This window comes from Pseudomonas lactucae, assembly GCF_036688725.1.
Taxonomy (GTDB): domain Bacteria; phylum Pseudomonadota; class Gammaproteobacteria; order Pseudomonadales; family Pseudomonadaceae; genus Aquipseudomonas; species Aquipseudomonas lactucae.
The window spans coordinates 38,896-56,392 of sequence record NZ_JAQQPT010000005.1 but is presented as its reverse complement, the minus strand read 5'-3'; the positions used below and the strand labels follow the sequence as shown (position 1 = coordinate 56,392).

Genomic DNA, 17,497 nt, shown 5'->3' with positions numbered 1-17,497 from the left:
TGTTACAGATAACGCACGGTGATGGTTGCCGAACCGTCGATGGCGACTTCGTTGGTGAGGGTCAATCCGCTGGCCGGGGCGATTGCCGAGGAGATGCTCAGGTCCGAGGTCCACACCTGCACCGGGATCGGCGCATCAACGCCCGTTGCGGCGGGCGCAAGGAGTTCGACGGGCGTCAATGCGCGGCTGCCGACCCAGCTGATACCGCCATCGATGGAACTGATGGTCCTGACCGGCACACCATCGGCGATTGGGTTTAACACTCGCAGCGACATGAGGCCGAGCTTTTCCGTATCGTTGATCAGGCCGAGTCCGAAGTCGTACTCGTCGTCACCGTGGTTCGAGCCGGCGCGGTTGTCGTCGGCGTCCAGCGCTATCAACGTGGCTGCATCACAGGTGACGGTGAGTTGCAGGGTTTGCGGGTCGAGCCAGGTCTCTTTGTCGACGTTGAGGTCCTTGGCCGAAATTTTGCCGTAGTCCACCGAGCCGCCGTTGGACAGGACGGGCGTGCAGGCGCTTGGGGTGATCAGGCCTTTGACGGTCAGGTCGACACTGGACGCGGCAAAGGCGCTGCTGCTGCCGGCAAACAGCAGGGCGGCGGTCAGGGTTTTGAAGGCAATGTTCATCGTGGAGCTCCGGGAATAGCGATTAGGGGGAATAAGGGTTACCAATACTTGAGTTGCAATGTGGCCTGGCCGTCGATCGGCACCTCGTCGAGCAAGGTCAGGTCCGTGGCGGGCACGATCATGGTGAACGCGCGCAGGCGAGCGTTCAGGGTTTGCACGGCCATTGGCGTGTACGGGCCGCCGGGGGCGGAGAACGAAGTCAAGGCGGCGTGCCCGAGATACGCCGAGGGGCTCCAGTGGGCCCCACCGTCGCGTGACAGAATGGTTTGCACCGGTACGCTGTCGGCCACCGGGTCGAATAGCCCAAAGGCCACGCTGCCGAGTTTCTGGTCATCGTTGACGATGCCCAGGCCGTGATGCGCCGGGTTGATCGCCGAGCTGCCGGCGCGGTTGTCGATGGTGTTCAGGGTGAAAAACGTCGCGCCTTCACACACCACTTGCAGGGTCATTTCGCCGACTTGCAGGCTGGTGGGTTTGTCCGGATGCAGGTCCTTGGCGGTCAGTTTGCCGTGGTCGACCACGCCGCCATGGGACAGGTTGGGCGTGCAGGAAGCTGGGGTAATGGTTCCGTGGACGCTCAGGTCGGTATTGCTGGCGGCGACGGCGCCGGATGCGCAGGCCGCCAACACAATGGCGAGGGCGGCCGGGGTGGTTCTGTCCATGGGCACAAGTCCTTGTGGGTAAGCGTTCTGGCCCTGCGCTAAGACAGGGATGTGTCAGCCCCGGCGCGCCGTCCTGAGGCTGAGCGACGGCAACTGTAGCGACGGCCCTGTCGTGTGTGAATGCAACTATTACGATAGTGGGTGGCGATACCGCCGAGCGACGGAAAAGACACCCTTCCCTGTAAGAGAAACGGTATTGTCGTAGTTGTTGTATCGCCCTGAGTTATTCATTCGGATACGTTCCTTTGCTCTTCAATAACCTCCATCCATTTAAATGAATGGAGGCGCAGGCCCTTGCGCGAAAAAATCGAGTGAGGTCGACCGTCCGGTCGGCAACCGTCGGCCACCCGTGGGCCGGCGCGCTGATCTTTTTGCACGAGGTAGCTATGCAGGACCCCACTGCTGGCTGTAGTCCACACAGCACATCGCCAATACCGTCGCATTGGCAGACTCTGCGGGTATTACTGGCCGACGATCACCGTGCCTATCGGCTGTTGATCGGTTCATTTCTGCGCACGCTGGGGCTGGCCCATGAAACGGTTGGGGATGGCCAGTCGGCGCTGGAGGCCTTGGCGGCGCGTCCGTTTGATCTGCTGATCAGTGATTGCCGCATGCCGGTGATGGACGGTTACGCCCTGACCCTTGAACTGCGTCGCCGTGAAGGTCTGGCCGGCACCGCGCGGTTGCCGGTGATCGCCTTGACCGGATGCCTGGGCGCGGAGCAGATCCAGCGTTGCGTGGCGTGCGGCATGGACGACTGGATGCTCAAGCCCATTACCCTTGAACGATTGCGAGAGGTGCTGCTGTATTGGCTGCCCAACCCCAACGTGCGTCCGCACCGGCCAAGACGCCCGGTGGATTTGGCACGCTTGCATGGCAAGCTCCCAACTCGTGCCAGTCTGATCGCGACCTTCGGTTTTTGGGAGGTGGTGGAGCCTTTGTTGTTTTGTTTGATCCAGGAGGCTTACGAAGACCTGGCAGCGCTGAAACAGGCGCTAAACGATCAAGATATCGTCATCACCACCCAGCGCTTGCATCGGCTGGTGGGAGGTATGGCATTTTTGGGCGATACGGGCCTGGAACAGCGCGCCATGCACCTGATTGAGCGTATACAACGCACCGGCGTGGCAGCCAACGCATCGCTGCTTGCGCGTTTTGAAAAGGACATCGAACATTATTTGTCGTACTTGGTCAGTCTCTAGTGGGCTACGAGAAAATGCAGGAATTTTTCCATCTGATAAGTAGGATGTTTCTGTACGACTGGTCCTTTTATTTTGTAGGTGTAAGTTGAACGTACGTAAATACGGGGTGTGGTGAAAACCTGTGCGCGATCACCGGTTGTTGTCCAAGGTTTGCCGGGGTATTTTCTGAGATTCAAGTTGCCATCATGGAAAATACGATGCTTCGGATAATTATTGCCGACGATCACCCCATTGTTCGTGTTGGGCAGAAAGTGGTAATCGAGGCCGGTGGTGTATACAAAGTCGTGGGCGAGGCCAATGGCCCTGACCAGTTGCTGGCGTTGGTGGCGAGTACACCGTGCGATGTGATCGTCACGGACTTCGCCATGCCCGGCGACCAGCAAGCGGATGGGTATGGTTTGTTGGGCTTGTTGCAGCGTCAATACCCGACATTGCCGGTGATTCTGGTGACGATGTTCGCCAATGTCGCCACGCTGCGTTCGGCGTTCGCCCATGGCGCGCGGGCGATTGTCGCCAAGAGTGCCTCGGCGCGGGAATTGCCTTTTGCGTTGAGAGCGGTGGTCAGCGGGCGCACCTTTGTCAGTGAGTCCCTGCGTGTACAGATGGAGCTGGCCGGCAATTCAAAGAACGACGCGTCGCCGCAGCTGTCGGGCAAGGAACGCGAAGTGGTGCGCATGTTGGCCAGCGGCATGACCGTCAGCCAGATCGCTGCCCAGGTCAATCGCAGTATTTCTACCATCAGTAAGCAGAAAAGTACCGCGATGCATCGTTTGTGTATTTCCACCGATGTGGATTTATTTGCCTATGCTCGCGAGGTAGGCATGGTGCCTTAGTCAGGGTGGGTATAAGACGGTTGTTGTGTAAGTCGAAAGGTATTCATGTTCGTATTTATTGTATTGGGTGCGACGCGCTAATTCTTTAATGTGTTGTCTGGTTTCTGACGTTCATGTAGCGCGAGTGAGTCATTCTGTGGGGTGGAAACTATTTGGTGTGGCAACGTTTTCGAACGCCACGGCAAGGCACCCTCGTTAATGCCGCAGTGAGTGATACGCCGCCTTCAACCAAGAGCAAAGACAGCAAGTGGTTGCAAGAAAACGTCTGAAAAACGGATATCCTTTTGAATAAGGGGGAGAGTATTAAATGAGTAACAAGCGTTGTGCCGGCGTCGCCGTAGGAATACTGGTGGTATTTATGGGGTTGAATGCTCAGGCAGTCGATCTTTTTGTTAAAGGTTCTATCGTGCCGCCCAGTTGCAGCTTTAACCTCACCCAATCGACTTTTGACTATGGTCGAATTCAATTGAGTTCGTTAAGTGCGACTCAATTTACCAAGCTGGAAAGGCAAAGTACTCCTTTTACCATAGAGTGTGACGGGGATACGTTGGTTAGTATCAAAACGCAGGATAATAGAACTTCCAGTGTCGTGCCTGGGATGATGAAGGTGGCGTTTAATTCAACGTTCACGGATGTCTATAATTACGGGCTTGGTGTTTCCGCCAATAATGAAAAAGTGGGTGGGTATATCCTGCACATGGGCAATAGCGTGGCGGATGGAAAAGCCGTTCGTGTCCTGAGGTCGAAAAACAATGGCGTATCCTGGTATGCCGGGGATGGGTATATAGGACAGGCGCCACACCTGACGAGTTGGGCGCCATCGGGTAATGTGGTGCCGGTAAAGCTCACCACCGTCTCGGGAGACCTGGCGGTTCAAGCGGTAATTAATAAAACCTCTGAGTTTACTGCGGGCAGTGACATCAGCCTGGACGGTAACGTGGTACTTGAGTTGAACTACCTCTAAGTTGTCATCTCCTGTCACGCGTGTGGTGGGCCTATTAGATGAGTCGAGTTAACACGTTGTCGGCCCATGTCTGTCGAGGCTGTTAACTAATCGACCGCAAGCGAGCATTCTCATGCAAAAGTTTCATGTACTTACGGCCGCGGGTTTATTACTGGCGGGTGCTTCCAATGTATTTGCCGCCTCCAGTGTGGACTTGAGCGTTACTGGCACTCTTACTCCATCGGCCTGTACGCCTGCGTTGTCCAATGGCGGTGTGGTGGATCACGGCAAGATATCGGTCCAGGACCTCGACAGGCTGACTACACAACTGCCGGACGCCACGTTGACGTTGACCATCAATTGCGACGCGACGGCGCTGATTGCCATCAAGGCGATGGATAATCGCTCTGGGACCGCTGCGCCGGATTGGACTGGGCCGTCGCCTGTTTCATATTTCGGGCTGGGGTTGGCGTCTGGCGGCGAGAAAATCGGCGGGTATAGGCTTGGCACAAGTAACGCGACAGCCGACGGCGTTGCGCGCGCCGTGATCGAGTCTACGGATGGCCAGACCTGGTTCGAAACCTGGAGTTCAAGCTGGCAGCCGAACTGGATGCGCACGGTGAACGGGGGAAGCACCCAACTGCCGGCGCCACTGCCGTTGCAGGCCTTCAAGGCTGATCTGTTGATTTCCACCTATATTGCTCCGAAAAGCTTTTTGCCTATTACCGAAGACATCCGGATCGACGGCAGCGCCACCCTGGACATCGTCTACCTGTAAGGCGCAACGCCCGCGCTATTTTTGTCATGAATGCCCATGGCCTTCACAGCCTGCACCGACTATCGTGCAGGCCTGACAAAAATGTTTACGGAACCTGCCCCATGAGTGATGCCCACAGCGCCCTGATCACCCGCTTCTACGAGGCGTTCCAACGCCTGGATGCCGAGGCCATGGCGGCCTGCTACACCGACGATGTGCTGTTCAGCGACCCGGCCTTCGGTGAACTGCGTGGCCGGGATGCCGGCGATATGTGGCGCATGCTCACCACCCGCGCCAAGGATTTCTCCCTGACCTTCGACAATGTACGCAGCGATGATCGCAGCGGCGGTGCGCATTGGGTCGCCACCTACCTGTTCAGTGCCACCGGCAACAGGGTCGTCAACGATATCCAGGCGCGCTTTGTGTTTCGTGACGGCAAGATCTGCGAACATCACGACAGCTTTGACGTGTGGCGCTGGTCGCGCCAGGCATTGGGCACCAAAGGCCTGCTGCTGGGCTGGACGCCGCTGGTGAAAAACGCCGTGCGTGCCCAGGCGCGCAAAGGCTTGAAGGCATTCCAGGCCAGTCGTTGATAAGCTTGGCGTTCCTCTGGACTGTTGAATCCGCCTGTGACTGATCCTGTCGAACCCAACCCCTGGTTTGTGTACCTGGTGCGCGCCGCCAATGGCGCGCTGTATTGCGGCATCAGCAACGACCCGGTGCGCCGTTTTGCCTCGCACCAGAGCGGCAAGGGCGCACGGTTTTTTTTGTCCAGCCCGGCGGTCGCGCTGGTGTATACCGAGCGGTGCGCGAGCAAGGGCGAGGCGCTGCGCCAGGAACGGCTGATCAAGAAATTGAAGAAGAGCGCCAAGGAGTGCCTGGCGGCGAGCGGGTCATTGATCTGACTGATGGGCGCCCATCACGCCGCCGCAGCCGATTGCGCGCTAAGCTGCGGGTTCATCATTGGAGTGGACCCCGGCATGTCTGAGCTAATCCTGCACCACTACCCCACGTCTCCCTTCGCGGAAAAAGCTCGGCTGCTGCTGGGCTTCAAAGGCTTGTCCTGGCACTCGGTGCATATCTCGCCGGTGATGCCCAAGCCGGACCTGACCGCCCTCACCGGAGGCTACCGTAAAACCCCGGTGCTGCAGGTCGGCGCCGATATCTATTGCGACACTGCATTGATCGCCCGCCGCCTGGAACAGGAAAAAGTCGCGCCGGCGCTGTTTCCGCTGGGCCAGGAAATGATCACGCAAACCTTCGCCACCTGGGCTGACAGCGTGGTGTTTGCCCATGCCGTGAGCCTGGTGTTCCAGCCGGAATCGGTGGCGGTGCGTTTCGGAAAATTGCCGCCGGAAGCGATCAAGGCCTTTCTCGCCGACCGCGCTGCGCTGTTCAGCGGCGGTACGGCGAGCAAACTCCCGAGTGAATTGGCCAAACATCAATGGCCGGCGATCATGGCGCGGTTGGAGCAGCAACTGCAGCGTGAACCGGGTGACTTCCTGTTCGGCGAGCCGTGCATAGCCGACTTCGCCCTGGCCCACTCGTTGTGGTTCCTCAAGGCCACGCCCGTGACCGCGCCGTTGGTGGATGCGTATCCGGCCGTGTCGGCGTGGTTGGGACGCGTGCTCGGTTTCGGCCACGGCACCGCCAGCCAGATGAGCGCTGAGCAGGCCCTGGAAATCGCCCGCGAGGCTACCCCCGCTGAGTTGCCCGAGGAGGTATTCGAAGACTTGAATGGTTTTAAGGCCGGGCAACAGGTGACCATCAGCGCGATCGATTACGGGGTCGATCCGGTCGCCGGCGAGTTGCTCTTTGCCGGTCGCGAAACGCTGATCCTGCGCCGCACCGACCCACGCGCAGGCACTGTGCATGTGCACTTCCCACGCTTCGGTTTTCGCCTCCAGGCGCAATAAACCAAAAATATTTGCAGATAAAGGTGAGGTAAACCTGTGGCCCACCCGTGTAGTGCTTGAAACTGCGATTTATTCGCATTAACAGCGTTTTCTACACGGGTTCTCACAGCATGAAGTCGATGGCGGGCGGTTTGGTTAAACAGTGGTTGGGCGCGTCGGTACTGGTCGTATCGGGGCTGGCGTTGCTGCCGCTGTGCGTGGCGCAGGCGCAAGAGCAGCAAATTGCTCAATTCACCTTTGCCCTGGCTGCCAAGCCGTTGCCCCAGGCTCTTAGCGATTTCAGTCGGGTCACCGGCATCAGCGTGATCTATACCGATGAAGCGCCTTATGGCCTGAGCGCACCGGCGGTCAGCGGGCAGATGAGCGCGGCCCAGGCCCTGCAACGCCTGCTGGGTAACTCCGGCTTTACCTTCCGCCAGATCGACGCCCGCACCCTGGCGCTGGAGCCCGTGCCCACCGACGGTACGCTCAACCTGGGCGCCACCACCATCAGCGGTGTCGGCCAAACCCAGGACAGCACCAGCTACCAGCCGCCGCCCACCAGTTCGGTGATGCGCTCCCATGCGCTGCTGCTGGAAACCCCGCAAACCGTCAATGTGGTCCCGGCCCAGGTATTGCGCGACCAGACCCCACGCAATCTGGATGACGCCCTGGGCAATGTCAGCGGCATCACCCAGGCCAACACCCTCGCCAGTACCCAGGACGCCGTGATGCTGCGCGGCTTTGGCGACAACCGTAACGGCTCGATCATGCGCGACGGCATGCCGGTGGTGCAGGGCCGTGCTTTGAATGCCACGGCCGAGCGCGTCGAAGTGCTCAAGGGGCCGTCGTCGCTGCTGTATGGCATCCAGGACCCCGGCGGCGTGGTGAATATCGTTAGTAAAAAGCCCGAGTTGACCCAATCCACGTCCCTGACCGTGCGCGGCTCCACCTTCGGCGACGGCAAGAACGGCAGCGGCGGCGGCCTCGATACCACCGGCCCGATCGGTGATTCGGGCTTGGCCTATCGCCTGATCGTTGACCATGAGGACGAAGACTACTGGCGCAACTTTGGCACCCACCGCGAGACGCTGGTGGCACCGTCCCTGGCCTGGTACGGCGACAGCACCCAGTTGCTGTTCGCCTACGAACACCGTGAATTTCTCTCGCCATTCGACCGTGGTACCGCCATCGATCCCAAGACCAACCACCCGTTGGACATCCCCGCCACACGGCGCCTGGATGAGCCGTTCAACAACATGGAAGGGCGCTCGGACCTGTACCGCTTCGAAGCCGATCATGATTTGAAGGACGCGTGGAAAGCTCACTTTGGCTACAGCTGGAACCGCGAAACCTACGATGCCAGCCAGGTGCGCATCAGTGCGGTGAACAGCAACGGCACATTGACCCGCAGGATGGACGGCACCCAAGGCGCAATCACCACCGACCGTTTCGCCACCGCCAGCCTGGAAGGCAAGGTCAACGTGCTGGGCATGCAGCATGACCTGGTGTTCGGCCTGGACGACGAATACCGCAAGATCTATCGCGCCGACCTGATTCGCCAGGGCTCGCGCGCCAACTTCAACTACAACGACCCGGTGTACGGCAACGAAGTGGCGGGCACCACGGTCAGCGCCGCCGACAGCGCCCAGACCGACCTGTTGCGCAGCGACTCGCTGTTTTTCCAGGACGCGATTCACCTCACCGACCAGTGGATCTTTGTGGCTGGCGCGCGCTACCAGATGTACGACCAATACGCCGGCAAGGGCGTGCCGTTCAAGGCCAATACCGACGGCAAGGGCCAGGCCTGGGTGCCGCGCGCAGGCTTGGTGTACCGCTACACCGATCAATTGTCGTTCTACGGCAGCTACACCGAGTCGTTCAAACCCAACTCCACCATCGCCGCCCTGGCCGATGGCAGCACCTTGACCGGCGATCTGACGCCCGAGGAATCCAAGTCCTGGGAACTGGGCGTCAAGCTCGACATGCCGGGGCGCATCACCGCCAGCGCGGCGTTGTTCAACATCGACAAGCGCAATGTGCTGGTCTCGGTAGGTTCCGGTGCCAACACCATCTACAGCATCGCCGGCCAGGTGCGCTCCCGTGGCCTGGAACTGGACGCCGGCGGGCAGTTGACCGACCAATGGAGCGTGATCGGCAGCTACGCGTTCACCGACGCCGAGGACATCAAGGACCAGGACCCGACCCTGCAAGGCAACCGCCTGCAAAACGTCGCCAAACACACCGGCTCGCTGTCGGCGGTGTACGACTTCGGCAACGTGTTCGGCGGCGACCAATTGCGAGTGGGCGCGGGCGCGCGTTATGTGGGCGAGCGCGCCGGCGATGCGGCCAACGATTTCGACCTGCCGGGCTACACCGTGGCGGATGCGTTCGCGACCTACGACACCAGAATCGAGGGGCAGAAGGTCAAGTTCCAGCTCAACGTGAAGAACCTGTTTGACCGCACCTACTACACCTCGGCGGCCAGCCGGTTTTTCGTGTCGATGGGCGATGCGCGGCAGGTGTCGGTGTCGAGTACGTTGCAGTTCTAAGGGGAATTGCGAGAGCGGTGAGGCCCCAATGTTGGATCAAGCCCGCTCGCCACAACAGGACGGAGCTGTTAGCGTTGCCCGCACTGATGACTTGCTGGAACACAATACCGATGCACTCTGGACGATGGCTACACCTGCTGTGCATGAGCTTTTTACTCGCGGGTTGCGCCAGCGTTTCGCCAAGCTCCACCGCAACGCTCGATCAACTGCTGGCCGACCCGGCGCTCAACGGCGCCACCGTCTCCCTGATGGTGCGCGACGCCCGCAGCGGCAACACCCTTTATCAACACAATCCGCGCACGCGGCTGGTGCCGGCGTCCAACCTCAAATTGCTGACCACCGCCGCCGCGATGGAGGTGCTGGGGCCGCACTACCGGTTTTCCACGCAATTGCGCAGTAACGGTGTGCGGCAGGGCGAGCGCCTGACTGGCAACCTGTACCTGCGCGGCCTGGGCGACCCGACCACGCAATTGGCCGATTACCAGGCGCTGGCCGCGCAACTGGCGAGCCAGGGCGTGCGTCAGGTGCAGGGGGATCTGGTGTTGGATGACACTTGGTTCGACGCCGAACGCCTCGGTGTGGACTGGGCCCAGGACGATGAAAGTACCTACTACGGCGCGCAGATTTCGGCACTGACGGTGTCGCCCGATACGGATTTTGATGCGGGCACATTAATCGTCACGGCCAAGGCCCCGGTGATAACCGGCCAGCCAGTTAACGTGGGGGTGAGCCCGGCAACCGATTACGTGCAACTGAGCAATCGCGCGGTCAGCGGCCCTGGCGATACCTATGGCATTACCCGCCGGCATGGCACCAACCTGCTGCAACTCACCGGCGCGCTGGCGCCGGGCACGCAAAGCCGACAGTGGGTGAGCGTATGGGAGCCGACGCAACTGGTCGCCAACCTGTTCGAACAGGCGCTGGCGCAGCAGGGCATCAAGGTCTTGGGACGACGCGTGATCGGTGGTGCAACCCCGGTCACCGCCACGATTCTGGCCGAGCACCAATCGGCGCCGTTGCAGGCACTGATCACGCCGCTGCTTAAACTGTCGAACAACAACATGTCCGAAGTCTTGCTCAAGGCCATGGGGCGCAAGACGGCGAATGCGGGCACCGCGCAGGCGGGCGTGGCGGCGGTGGCGGCGTTCATGAAACGCCAGGGCATGGACCCGGCGACGCTGAGCCAGGTGGACGGTTCGGGCTTGTCGCGGCGCAATCTGGTGTCGTCGCAGACCCTGACCGACCTGTTGCTGGCCGCGTCCAGACAGCCCTGGTTCGACGCCTGGTACAACGCCCTGCCGATTGCCGGCAACGCCGACCGCATGAGCGGGGGCGGCCTGCGTTATCGCCTGCGTGGCACGGCCGCCGAAAACAACCTGCACGCCAAGACCGGCTCGATGGCCGGCGTCTCGTCGTTAAGTGGCTACATCACCGATGCCGGTGGGCGACGCCTGGTGTTCTCGATGGTGAGCAACAATTACCTGAGCGATGCCGCGCCGATCCACGCCCTGGAAAACCGCCTGGCCGTCGCCCTGACGCAGTGGCACGACTGATTCAGGGCTGATAGCCCATGCGCCAACTCACGGCCCGGGTCGCCGCCAGCAAGCGCTGCGCCGCCGGGCCATCTTCGTCGGCATGGAACAGCGAGGTGGGGCCGACCACGGTCATCACCGCCGCAACGTGCCCGACGGCGTTGAACACCGGCGCCGACAACGCATCCACGCCCGGCATCAATAACCCGTGCACAAAGTGCAGGCCACGGCTGCGGATCTGTGCACAGGTGGTGGCGTAGGCCTCATCGTCCGCCAGCGCATGGGCGATGCCCGCCTGGACCTCACGCTCGCGCAGCTCCACGGTTTCCCGCGACGGCAGGAAGGCGCTGAACACCAGCCCGGTGGACGAACTGAGCAGCGGCAGCACCGAGCCCAACTGCGTCACCACCGTGACCGCGCGCACCGCCGGTTCGATGTGTACCACGGTCGCACCCTGGTTGCCCCAGACCGCCAGAAAGCAGGTTTCATTCAACTCGTCGCGCAGCTCGGCCAGGGGCAGGGCGCCGACTTTCAGCACGTCCATGCTGCCCAGTGCGGCCAAGCCTACCCTGAGCGCCTCGCGGCCAAGGCCGTAATGGTTGGTGGCGGTGTTCTGTTCGGCGAACCCCGAGGCGATTAACGCCTGCAGATAACGGTGCACCTTGCTCGCCGGCATCTGCACATGTTCAGCCAGGCGCGACAGCGAAGTGGCCGGTGACAATTCGGCCAGGGCCTTGAGGATATCGGTGCCCACTTCGGCCGAGCGGACTTTTTGTTTGCCTGTGTCGCGGGGCTTTTCCATGGAGGGGCGAGAATCCGAGAGATGAATGGGCGTCTTTATAGCTTGACGGTCGATAGCGATCAAATTACGTTAAGCGTAACTGGATTACGATAAAAACAACTTGCACGCAGAGGACGCTCCATGAACCTCGAGTACCTGTCGGGCTTCGGCAATGAATTCGCCAGCGAAGCCCTGCCCGGCGCCTTGCCGGTCGGCCAGAATTCCCCGCAAAAAGCGCCCTACGGGCTGTACACTGAACTGTTCTCCGGCACCGCGTTTACCATGGCGCGCAGCGAAGCCCGGCGTACCTGGCTGTACCGTATCCAGCCGTCGGCCAACCACCCGGCGTTCGTCAAGCTCGAGCGGCAATTGGCCGGTGGGCCGTTGGGGGCGGTGACACCTAACCGACTGCGTTGGAACCCTCTGGACATGCCGAGCGAGCCGACCGACTTTATCGATGGCCTCGTCGGCATGGTTGCCAATTCGGCGTCGGAAAAACCCTCGGGCATCAGCATCTATCACTACCGCGCCAACCGTACGATGGAGCGCGTGTTCTTCAACGCCGATGGCGAGTGGTTGATTGTCCCGCAGCAAGGTCGCCTGCGCATCGCCACCGAACTGGGTGTGCTGGACGTGGAACCCTTGGAAATCGTCGTGCTGCCGCGCGGGCTCAAATTCCGCGTCGAACTGCTGGATGCGCAAGCGCGCGGTTATGTCGCCGAAAACCATGGCGCCTCGCTGCGCCTGCCGGACCTGGGCCCCATCGGCAGCAACGGCCTGGCCAACCCGCGCGACTTCCTCACGCCGGTCGCTCATTACGAGGACCTGAAGCAGCCTACGACCCTGGTACAGAAATTCCTCGGCGAGTTGTGGGCCTGCGAGCTGGATCATTCGCCGCTCAATGTGGTGGCCTGGCACGGCAATAACGTGCCGTACAAATACGACCTTCGCCGCTTCAATACGATCGGTACGGTGAGTTTCGATCACCCGGACCCGTCGATCTTCACCGTACTGACCTCGCCGACCAGCACCCATGGCCTGGCCAACCTTGATTTCGTGATCTTCCCGCCACGCTGGATGGTGGCCGAGAACACCTTCCGGCCGCCGTGGTTCCACCGCAACCTGATGAACGAATACATGGGCCTGATCCAGGGCGCCTACGATGCCAAGGCCGAAGGCTTCCTGCCCGGCGGTGCGTCGCTGCACGGTTGCATGAGCGCCCACGGCCCGGACGGCGAGACCTGCACCAAGGCCATCAATGTCGAGCTGGCGCCGCACAAGATCGATAACACCATGGCCTTCATGTTCGAGACCAGCCAAGTGCTGCGTCCCACCCAGTTCGCCCTTGACTGCCCGCAACTGCAACCTGCCTATGACGCGTGCTGGGCCGCGCTGCCCGTCACCTTCAACCCGAACCGGAGATAACCCATGACGCAACAGACGCTAGCCCGCAGCTGGGTGGCTTCGGCCAACGGTCACCCTGATTTCTCGCTGCAAAACCTGCCGCTGGGTATCTTCAGCATCAACGGCTCGGCGCCGCGCAGTGGCGTGGCGATTGGCGATTGCATCTTCGACCTGCTGGCGGCGCTGGACCTGTTTGACGGCGAGGCCCGCCGCGCCGTTGAAGCGACTGCCGGTGGCCAGCTGAATGCCTTTTTCGAACTGGGCCGTGGTCCGCGCGTGGCCTTGCGTGAACGCCTGCTGCAATTGCTGGCCGAGGGCAGCCCGTTGCAAGCCCGAGAGGCGCAGGTGCTGCACCGCGCTGCCGATTGTCAGATGCACGTGCCGGCGCGGATCAACGACTACACCGATTTCTACGTCGGCATCGAACACGCGCAGAACGTCGGCAAGCTGTTCCGCCCCGACAACCCGTTGCTGCCCAACTACAAATACGTACCGATTGGCTACCACGGCCGCGCGTCGACCATTCGCGCGTCGGGCGCCCAGGTGCGTCGCCCTAAAGGCCAGACACTGCCCGCCGGCCAGGCCGAACCGACCTTCGGCCCGTGTGCGCGTCTGGATTACGAATTGGAACTGGGGATCTGGATCGGCCAGGGCAATGCCATGGGCGACTCGATCGCCATTGGCGACGCGGCCGAGCATATCGCCGGGTTCTGCCTGCTCAATGACTGGTCGGCACGCGATATCCAGGCCTGGGAATACCAGCCGCTGGGGCCGTTTTTGTCGAAAAGCTTTATCACCACCATCTCGCCCTGGGTGGTTACGGCCGAAGCGCTGGAGCCGTTCCGCAAGGCCCAACCGGCGCGTCCCGAGGGCGACCCGCAACCGCTGCCATACCTGCTGGACAAACGTGACCAGGCCAACGGCGCGCTGGATATCGAGCTGGAAGTACTGCTGACCACTGCCGCCATGCGCGAACAGAACCTGCCGGCCCATCGCCTGGCACTGAGCAACAGCCTGCATATGTACTGGACCGTGGCGCAACTGGTGGCGCATCACAGCGTCAACGGCTGCCAGTTGCAGGCCGGTGACTTGTTCGGCTCCGGCACGTTATCCGGGCCGCAAGCGGGACAATTCGGCAGCCTGCTGGAGATGACCGAAGGCGGCAAGAAGGTGATCGAATTGCCATCCGGTGAGGTCCGCAGGTTCCTTGAAGACGGCGACGAAATCATCCTGCGCGCGCGTTGCAGTCGTGACGGTTTTGCCTCGATCGGCTTCGGCGAATGCCGGGGTACCGTCATTGCGGCACGCTAAGAGGGCTGGGTGATGGAACTCTATACCTACTATCGCTCCACCGCGTCATACCGGGTACGCATCGCCTTGGCGCTCAAGGGGCTGGACTTTACGGCGGTGCCGGTGAACTTGCTGGTGCCGGCCGGTGGCGCCAACCGTCAGCCGGAGTACCTGGCCATCAATCCGCAAGGCCGTGTGCCGGCTTTGCGTCTCGATGAGGGTGAGTTGCTGATCCAGTCGTCGGCGATCATCGAATACCTGGACGAACGTTATCCACAGGTGCCGTTACTGTCCAAGGACCTGGCTACCCGTGCCCATGAGCGCGCGGTGGCGGCGATCATTGGCTGCGACATTCACCCCTTGCACAACTCCAGTACCCAGAACCTGCTGCGCCAGTGGGGGCATGATGAGGCGAAGGTGCTGGAGTGGATCGGCCATTGGATCAGCCAGGGGCTGGGCGCGGTGGAGCAGTTGATTGGCGACACAGGGTTTTGCTTTGGCGAACCGCCGGGGCTGGCGGATGCGTTCCTGATACCGCAGTTGTATGCGGCGCAGCGCTTCAAGGTGCCGTTGGCGGCGTATCCGCGTATTGGGCGGGTGGCGGAGTTGGCGGCGCAGCATCCGGCGTTCATCCAGGCGCACCCCGCCAACCAACCGGACACCCCATAACGCTCAAGGCTTGCATTGAACAAAATGTGGGAGGGAGCAAGTCGCGGCGCCCCTCCCACATTGGATTTTCGCCACCTACCCATAAAAATAAACAGGTACCTTGCGATGCACACTCAGATTGCCAGCTTTCGCGCGGCACTCGATGCCCGTCCGGTATCGCGCTATCAGTGGTTGATCCTCCTGTTGCTGGCGCTGCTGCTGGTGACCGATGGCTATGATGCCCAGGTGCTGGGCTATGTGGTGCCGGCGCTGGCCAAGGACTGGGGCCTGGAAAAAGCCGCGTTCGGTCCGGTGTTCAGCGCCAACCTGTTGGGGCTTACCTTGGGCTCGCTGCTGGTGACACCCCTGGCCGACCGGTTTGGTGTGCGGCGTATCCTGCTGGGCTGTGTGTTGATCTACGCCAGCCTCACTGTGCTGATGGTGTTCGCCCACTCGCTGACCTCGTTGATGGCCGCACGATTTATCTGTGGCATTGGCATGGGCGGCGCGATGCCCAGTGCCATGGCATTGATGTCGGATTATTCGCCGCCACGCCTGCGCACCTTGATGGTGACCCTGGCGGCGTGCGGGTTCTCATTCGGTGGCGCGGCGGGTGGGTTTGTGGCGGCGGGATTTATCGACCGCTTTGGTTGGCAGGCAGTATTTCTGGCGGGCGGCGTTACACCGTTGCTGTTGTTTCCGTTCCTGGCGTGGCTGCTGCCTGAGTCGTTGCCGCGTCTGTTGCGCGACGCACCGCCGTATCTGCGATTGCGCAAAGTCACTTCGCGCCTGTTGCCCGATTGGCAACCGCCACTGGCGAGCGCGGCACAAAACACGCCGCGGCTGGGCAGCAAGCTGACGGTGGTGGAGCTGTTTCGCAACGGCTATGCACGCCCGACCTTGCTGATCTGGTCGACGTTCTTTGTCAGCCTGATCCTGCTGTATTTCATGATCAGCTGGCTGCCGTCGCTGTTGCTCGAAAGCGGCCTGGCACTCAATGAAGCCAACCTGGTGACCTCGATGTTTCTGTTTGCCGGCACCCTGGGTGCGATCGGCATGGCCTGGTTTGCCGACCGCCTCAAAAGCAAGGTGCGGCTGTTGTCCGGCGTGTTGGCGGCAGCGGCGGTGTGTACGATCCTGCTGGGGCTGAACCACGACAATCGGCACTATCTGGTGGCCTGCGTATTCGCTGCCGGCTTCTGCATCATCGGTGGGCAGTTGACCCTTAATGCCTTCGCCAGCAATTTCTACCCTGCGCATGTGCGCGCCACCGGCACGGGGTGGGCATTGGGTGTGGGCCGCTTCGGCTCAATCCTGGGGCCGTTGTTCGGCAGTCTCTTGCTGGCGATGCATATCCCGGTGCAGCAGATTTTCTTTTTCTGTGCGATTCCGGCGGTCATTGCCGCGCTGCTGATCATCCAGGTGCGCTCGCCGGTGGCCGAGGTGCCAAAGTCGCCGTTGCCCGGTGATATCCTCAGGGCGCCACAGGCCTAATGCACCACTGAATTGGGCGGCAAGTGCCCCAGCCGCTCGGTCAGGCGCAGGCGCTGGATCGGGTCTTCGCTGAGCAACAGCGCGTGTTCCAGGTCGAAACGTTCGGCGTTGGGGCAGTCCAGGCGTTGGTACAGGCTGGCCCGCGCCAGGTAATCGGCGGCGTTGGCGCTGCCCAGTTCCAGCACGCGTTCGGCGTCGATCAGGGCGGCCAATGGGTTGTCGTTGGACAGGTGCAGTTGGCGCAAGTTACGTGACAGCCGTTGCAGGATCGCACGCGGTTCGGCCGTCAGCACATGCTCGGCCTGCAACTTGAGGTGAGGGCCGTATTGGCGCTGCAGCAGCTCGCGGCAATCGTTGGGGTAAAGGCGCCTGCCGCCGCAAGGGTCCAGCAGGTGATCGGCGCCGGGCACCCGCAGCAGGAAATGCCCCGGGAAATTCACGCCGACCATGGGGATGTCCAGGCGTCGCGCCAGCTCCATGGCAATCAACCCCATGGCCAGGGGTTGCCCGCGTTTGCGTTGCAGCACTTTGTCGAGCAGGGCGGCGGCGGGGCGCAGCGGGGTGAAATCATCCTGGGCGAACCCGAGGTCATTCATCCGGCGCAACAACGGTTGGCCCAGCTCATCCGCCGGCAACAGCGGCATGCCCAGGCTGACCTGCTGCTGCAACAAGGCCAATTGCTGCAGGACCAGCTGCGGTTGCACGGCCGGGTCGTGCTCGGCGGCGATCCAGAGCGCGGCTTCGAACAGCGCCGGTGGCGAGCGTTGCAGACAGGCGAAAAAGGCTTGGCGGGACTTCATTGCGTTCTCCGACAGATGCCCTCGTTTTAGCCTTGCTGGGAATATTCGTCCAGTGCTGTACGTAATATCCCACTCACT

Annotated in this window: 17 protein-coding genes; 13 read left to right on the top strand and 4 right to left on the bottom strand. The window is 61.4% G+C overall.

The genetic code is table 11. From position 1 onward, the window contains the following. Positions 1 to 2: 2 nt before the first annotated feature. Both V6M90_RS06770 and V6M90_RS06765 read right to left on the bottom strand, forming a co-directional pair. Positions 3 to 626: a DUF1120 domain-containing protein gene (locus V6M90_RS06770; RefSeq protein WP_003171959.1), complete on the bottom strand. Its 624-nt coding sequence runs from the start codon at positions 624 to 626 to the stop codon at positions 3 to 5. Between the two features lie 38 nt (positions 627 to 664). Further along, positions 665 to 1,288 (bottom strand): DUF1120 domain-containing protein, encoded by a 624-nt coding sequence (locus tag V6M90_RS06765; protein ID WP_003171960.1) that lies wholly within the window; start codon positions 1,286 to 1,288, stop codon positions 665 to 667. A 386-nt stretch (positions 1,289 to 1,674) separates the two neighbouring features. Here V6M90_RS06765 and V6M90_RS06760 point away from each other — a divergent pair, with 386 nt between their 5' ends. The 9 genes from V6M90_RS06760 (at position 1,675) to dacB (ending at position 11,023) form a co-directional block, all read left to right on the top strand. Further along, positions 1,675 to 2,490, top strand: coding sequence for a response regulator (locus V6M90_RS06760; RefSeq protein WP_332846233.1), 816 nt, complete (start codon positions 1,675 to 1,677; stop codon positions 2,488 to 2,490). A gap of 197 nt (positions 2,491 to 2,687) precedes the next feature. Beyond that, complete coding sequence (locus V6M90_RS06755; RefSeq protein ID WP_003171962.1) at positions 2,688 to 3,323, top strand: response regulator transcription factor; 636 nt, start codon at positions 2,688 to 2,690, stop codon at positions 3,321 to 3,323. A gap of 307 nt (positions 3,324 to 3,630) precedes the next feature. Continuing rightward, positions 3,631 to 4,287, top strand: a complete 657-nt coding sequence (locus V6M90_RS06750; protein WP_003171963.1) for a DUF1120 domain-containing protein — start codon at positions 3,631 to 3,633, stop codon at positions 4,285 to 4,287. Between the two features lie 112 nt (positions 4,288 to 4,399). Next, on the top strand, positions 4,400 to 5,044 hold the full coding sequence (locus tag V6M90_RS06745) for a DUF1120 domain-containing protein (protein ID WP_332846232.1): 645 nt from the start codon (positions 4,400 to 4,402) through the stop codon (positions 5,042 to 5,044). A 101-nt stretch (positions 5,045 to 5,145) separates the two neighbouring features. After that, positions 5,146 to 5,616 (top strand): nuclear transport factor 2 family protein, encoded by a 471-nt coding sequence (locus V6M90_RS06740; protein ID WP_042944211.1) that lies wholly within the window; start codon positions 5,146 to 5,148, stop codon positions 5,614 to 5,616. A 36-nt stretch (positions 5,617 to 5,652) separates the two neighbouring features. After that, entirely contained in the window at positions 5,653 to 5,928 is a 276-nt protein-coding gene (locus V6M90_RS06735; RefSeq protein ID WP_042944213.1) for a GIY-YIG nuclease family protein, read from the top strand. 75 nt (positions 5,929 to 6,003) lie between these two features. Next, positions 6,004 to 6,939, top strand: a complete 936-nt coding sequence (locus V6M90_RS06730; protein WP_003171968.1) for a glutathione S-transferase family protein — start codon at positions 6,004 to 6,006, stop codon at positions 6,937 to 6,939. A 110-nt stretch (positions 6,940 to 7,049) separates the two neighbouring features. Further along, positions 7,050 to 9,470, top strand: coding sequence for a TonB-dependent siderophore receptor (locus tag V6M90_RS06725; protein ID WP_332846231.1), 2,421 nt, complete (start codon positions 7,050 to 7,052; stop codon positions 9,468 to 9,470). Positions 9,471 to 9,580: 110 nt separating this feature from the next. Continuing rightward, the gene (gene dacB, locus V6M90_RS06720; RefSeq protein ID WP_332846230.1) at positions 9,581 to 11,023 is read left to right on the top strand and encodes a D-alanyl-D-alanine carboxypeptidase/D-alanyl-D-alanine endopeptidase; all 1,443 of its coding nucleotides are present in this window, start codon (positions 9,581 to 9,583) and stop codon (positions 11,021 to 11,023) included. Between the two features lies 1 nt (position 11,024). Here the strand turns inward: dacB and V6M90_RS06715 are convergent, their stop codons facing one another. After that, the gene (locus V6M90_RS06715; RefSeq protein WP_003171972.1) at positions 11,025 to 11,804 is read right to left on the bottom strand and encodes an IclR family transcriptional regulator; all 780 of its coding nucleotides are present in this window, start codon (positions 11,802 to 11,804) and stop codon (positions 11,025 to 11,027) included. Positions 11,805 to 11,924: 120 nt separating this feature from the next. Between V6M90_RS06715 and hmgA the strand changes: the two genes are divergently transcribed. From hmgA to V6M90_RS06695, 4 genes are all read left to right on the top strand, one after another. Beyond that, complete coding sequence (gene hmgA / locus V6M90_RS06710) at positions 11,925 to 13,208, top strand: homogentisate 1,2-dioxygenase (protein ID WP_305428549.1); 1,284 nt, start codon at positions 11,925 to 11,927, stop codon at positions 13,206 to 13,208. A gap of 3 nt (positions 13,209 to 13,211) precedes the next feature. Further along, positions 13,212 to 14,498: a fumarylacetoacetase gene (gene fahA, locus V6M90_RS06705; protein WP_332846229.1), complete on the top strand. Its 1,287-nt coding sequence runs from the start codon at positions 13,212 to 13,214 to the stop codon at positions 14,496 to 14,498. Between the two features lie 12 nt (positions 14,499 to 14,510). Beyond that, the gene (gene maiA / locus V6M90_RS06700; protein WP_003171975.1) at positions 14,511 to 15,146 is read left to right on the top strand and encodes a maleylacetoacetate isomerase; all 636 of its coding nucleotides are present in this window, start codon (positions 14,511 to 14,513) and stop codon (positions 15,144 to 15,146) included. 105 nt (positions 15,147 to 15,251) lie between these two features. Beyond that, positions 15,252 to 16,619, top strand: a complete 1,368-nt coding sequence (locus V6M90_RS06695; RefSeq protein ID WP_003171976.1) for an MFS transporter — start codon at positions 15,252 to 15,254, stop codon at positions 16,617 to 16,619. On the opposite strand, the gene V6M90_RS06690 is transcribed toward V6M90_RS06695, so the two are convergent. Continuing rightward, positions 16,616 to 17,419 carry a SirB1 family protein gene (locus V6M90_RS06690; protein WP_003171977.1) on the bottom strand — a complete coding sequence of 268 codons (804 nt, stop codon included), beginning with the start codon at positions 17,417 to 17,419 and terminating at the stop codon, positions 16,616 to 16,618. The genes V6M90_RS06695 and V6M90_RS06690 overlap by 4 nt on opposite strands. Positions 17,420 to 17,497: the final 78 nt, after the last annotated feature.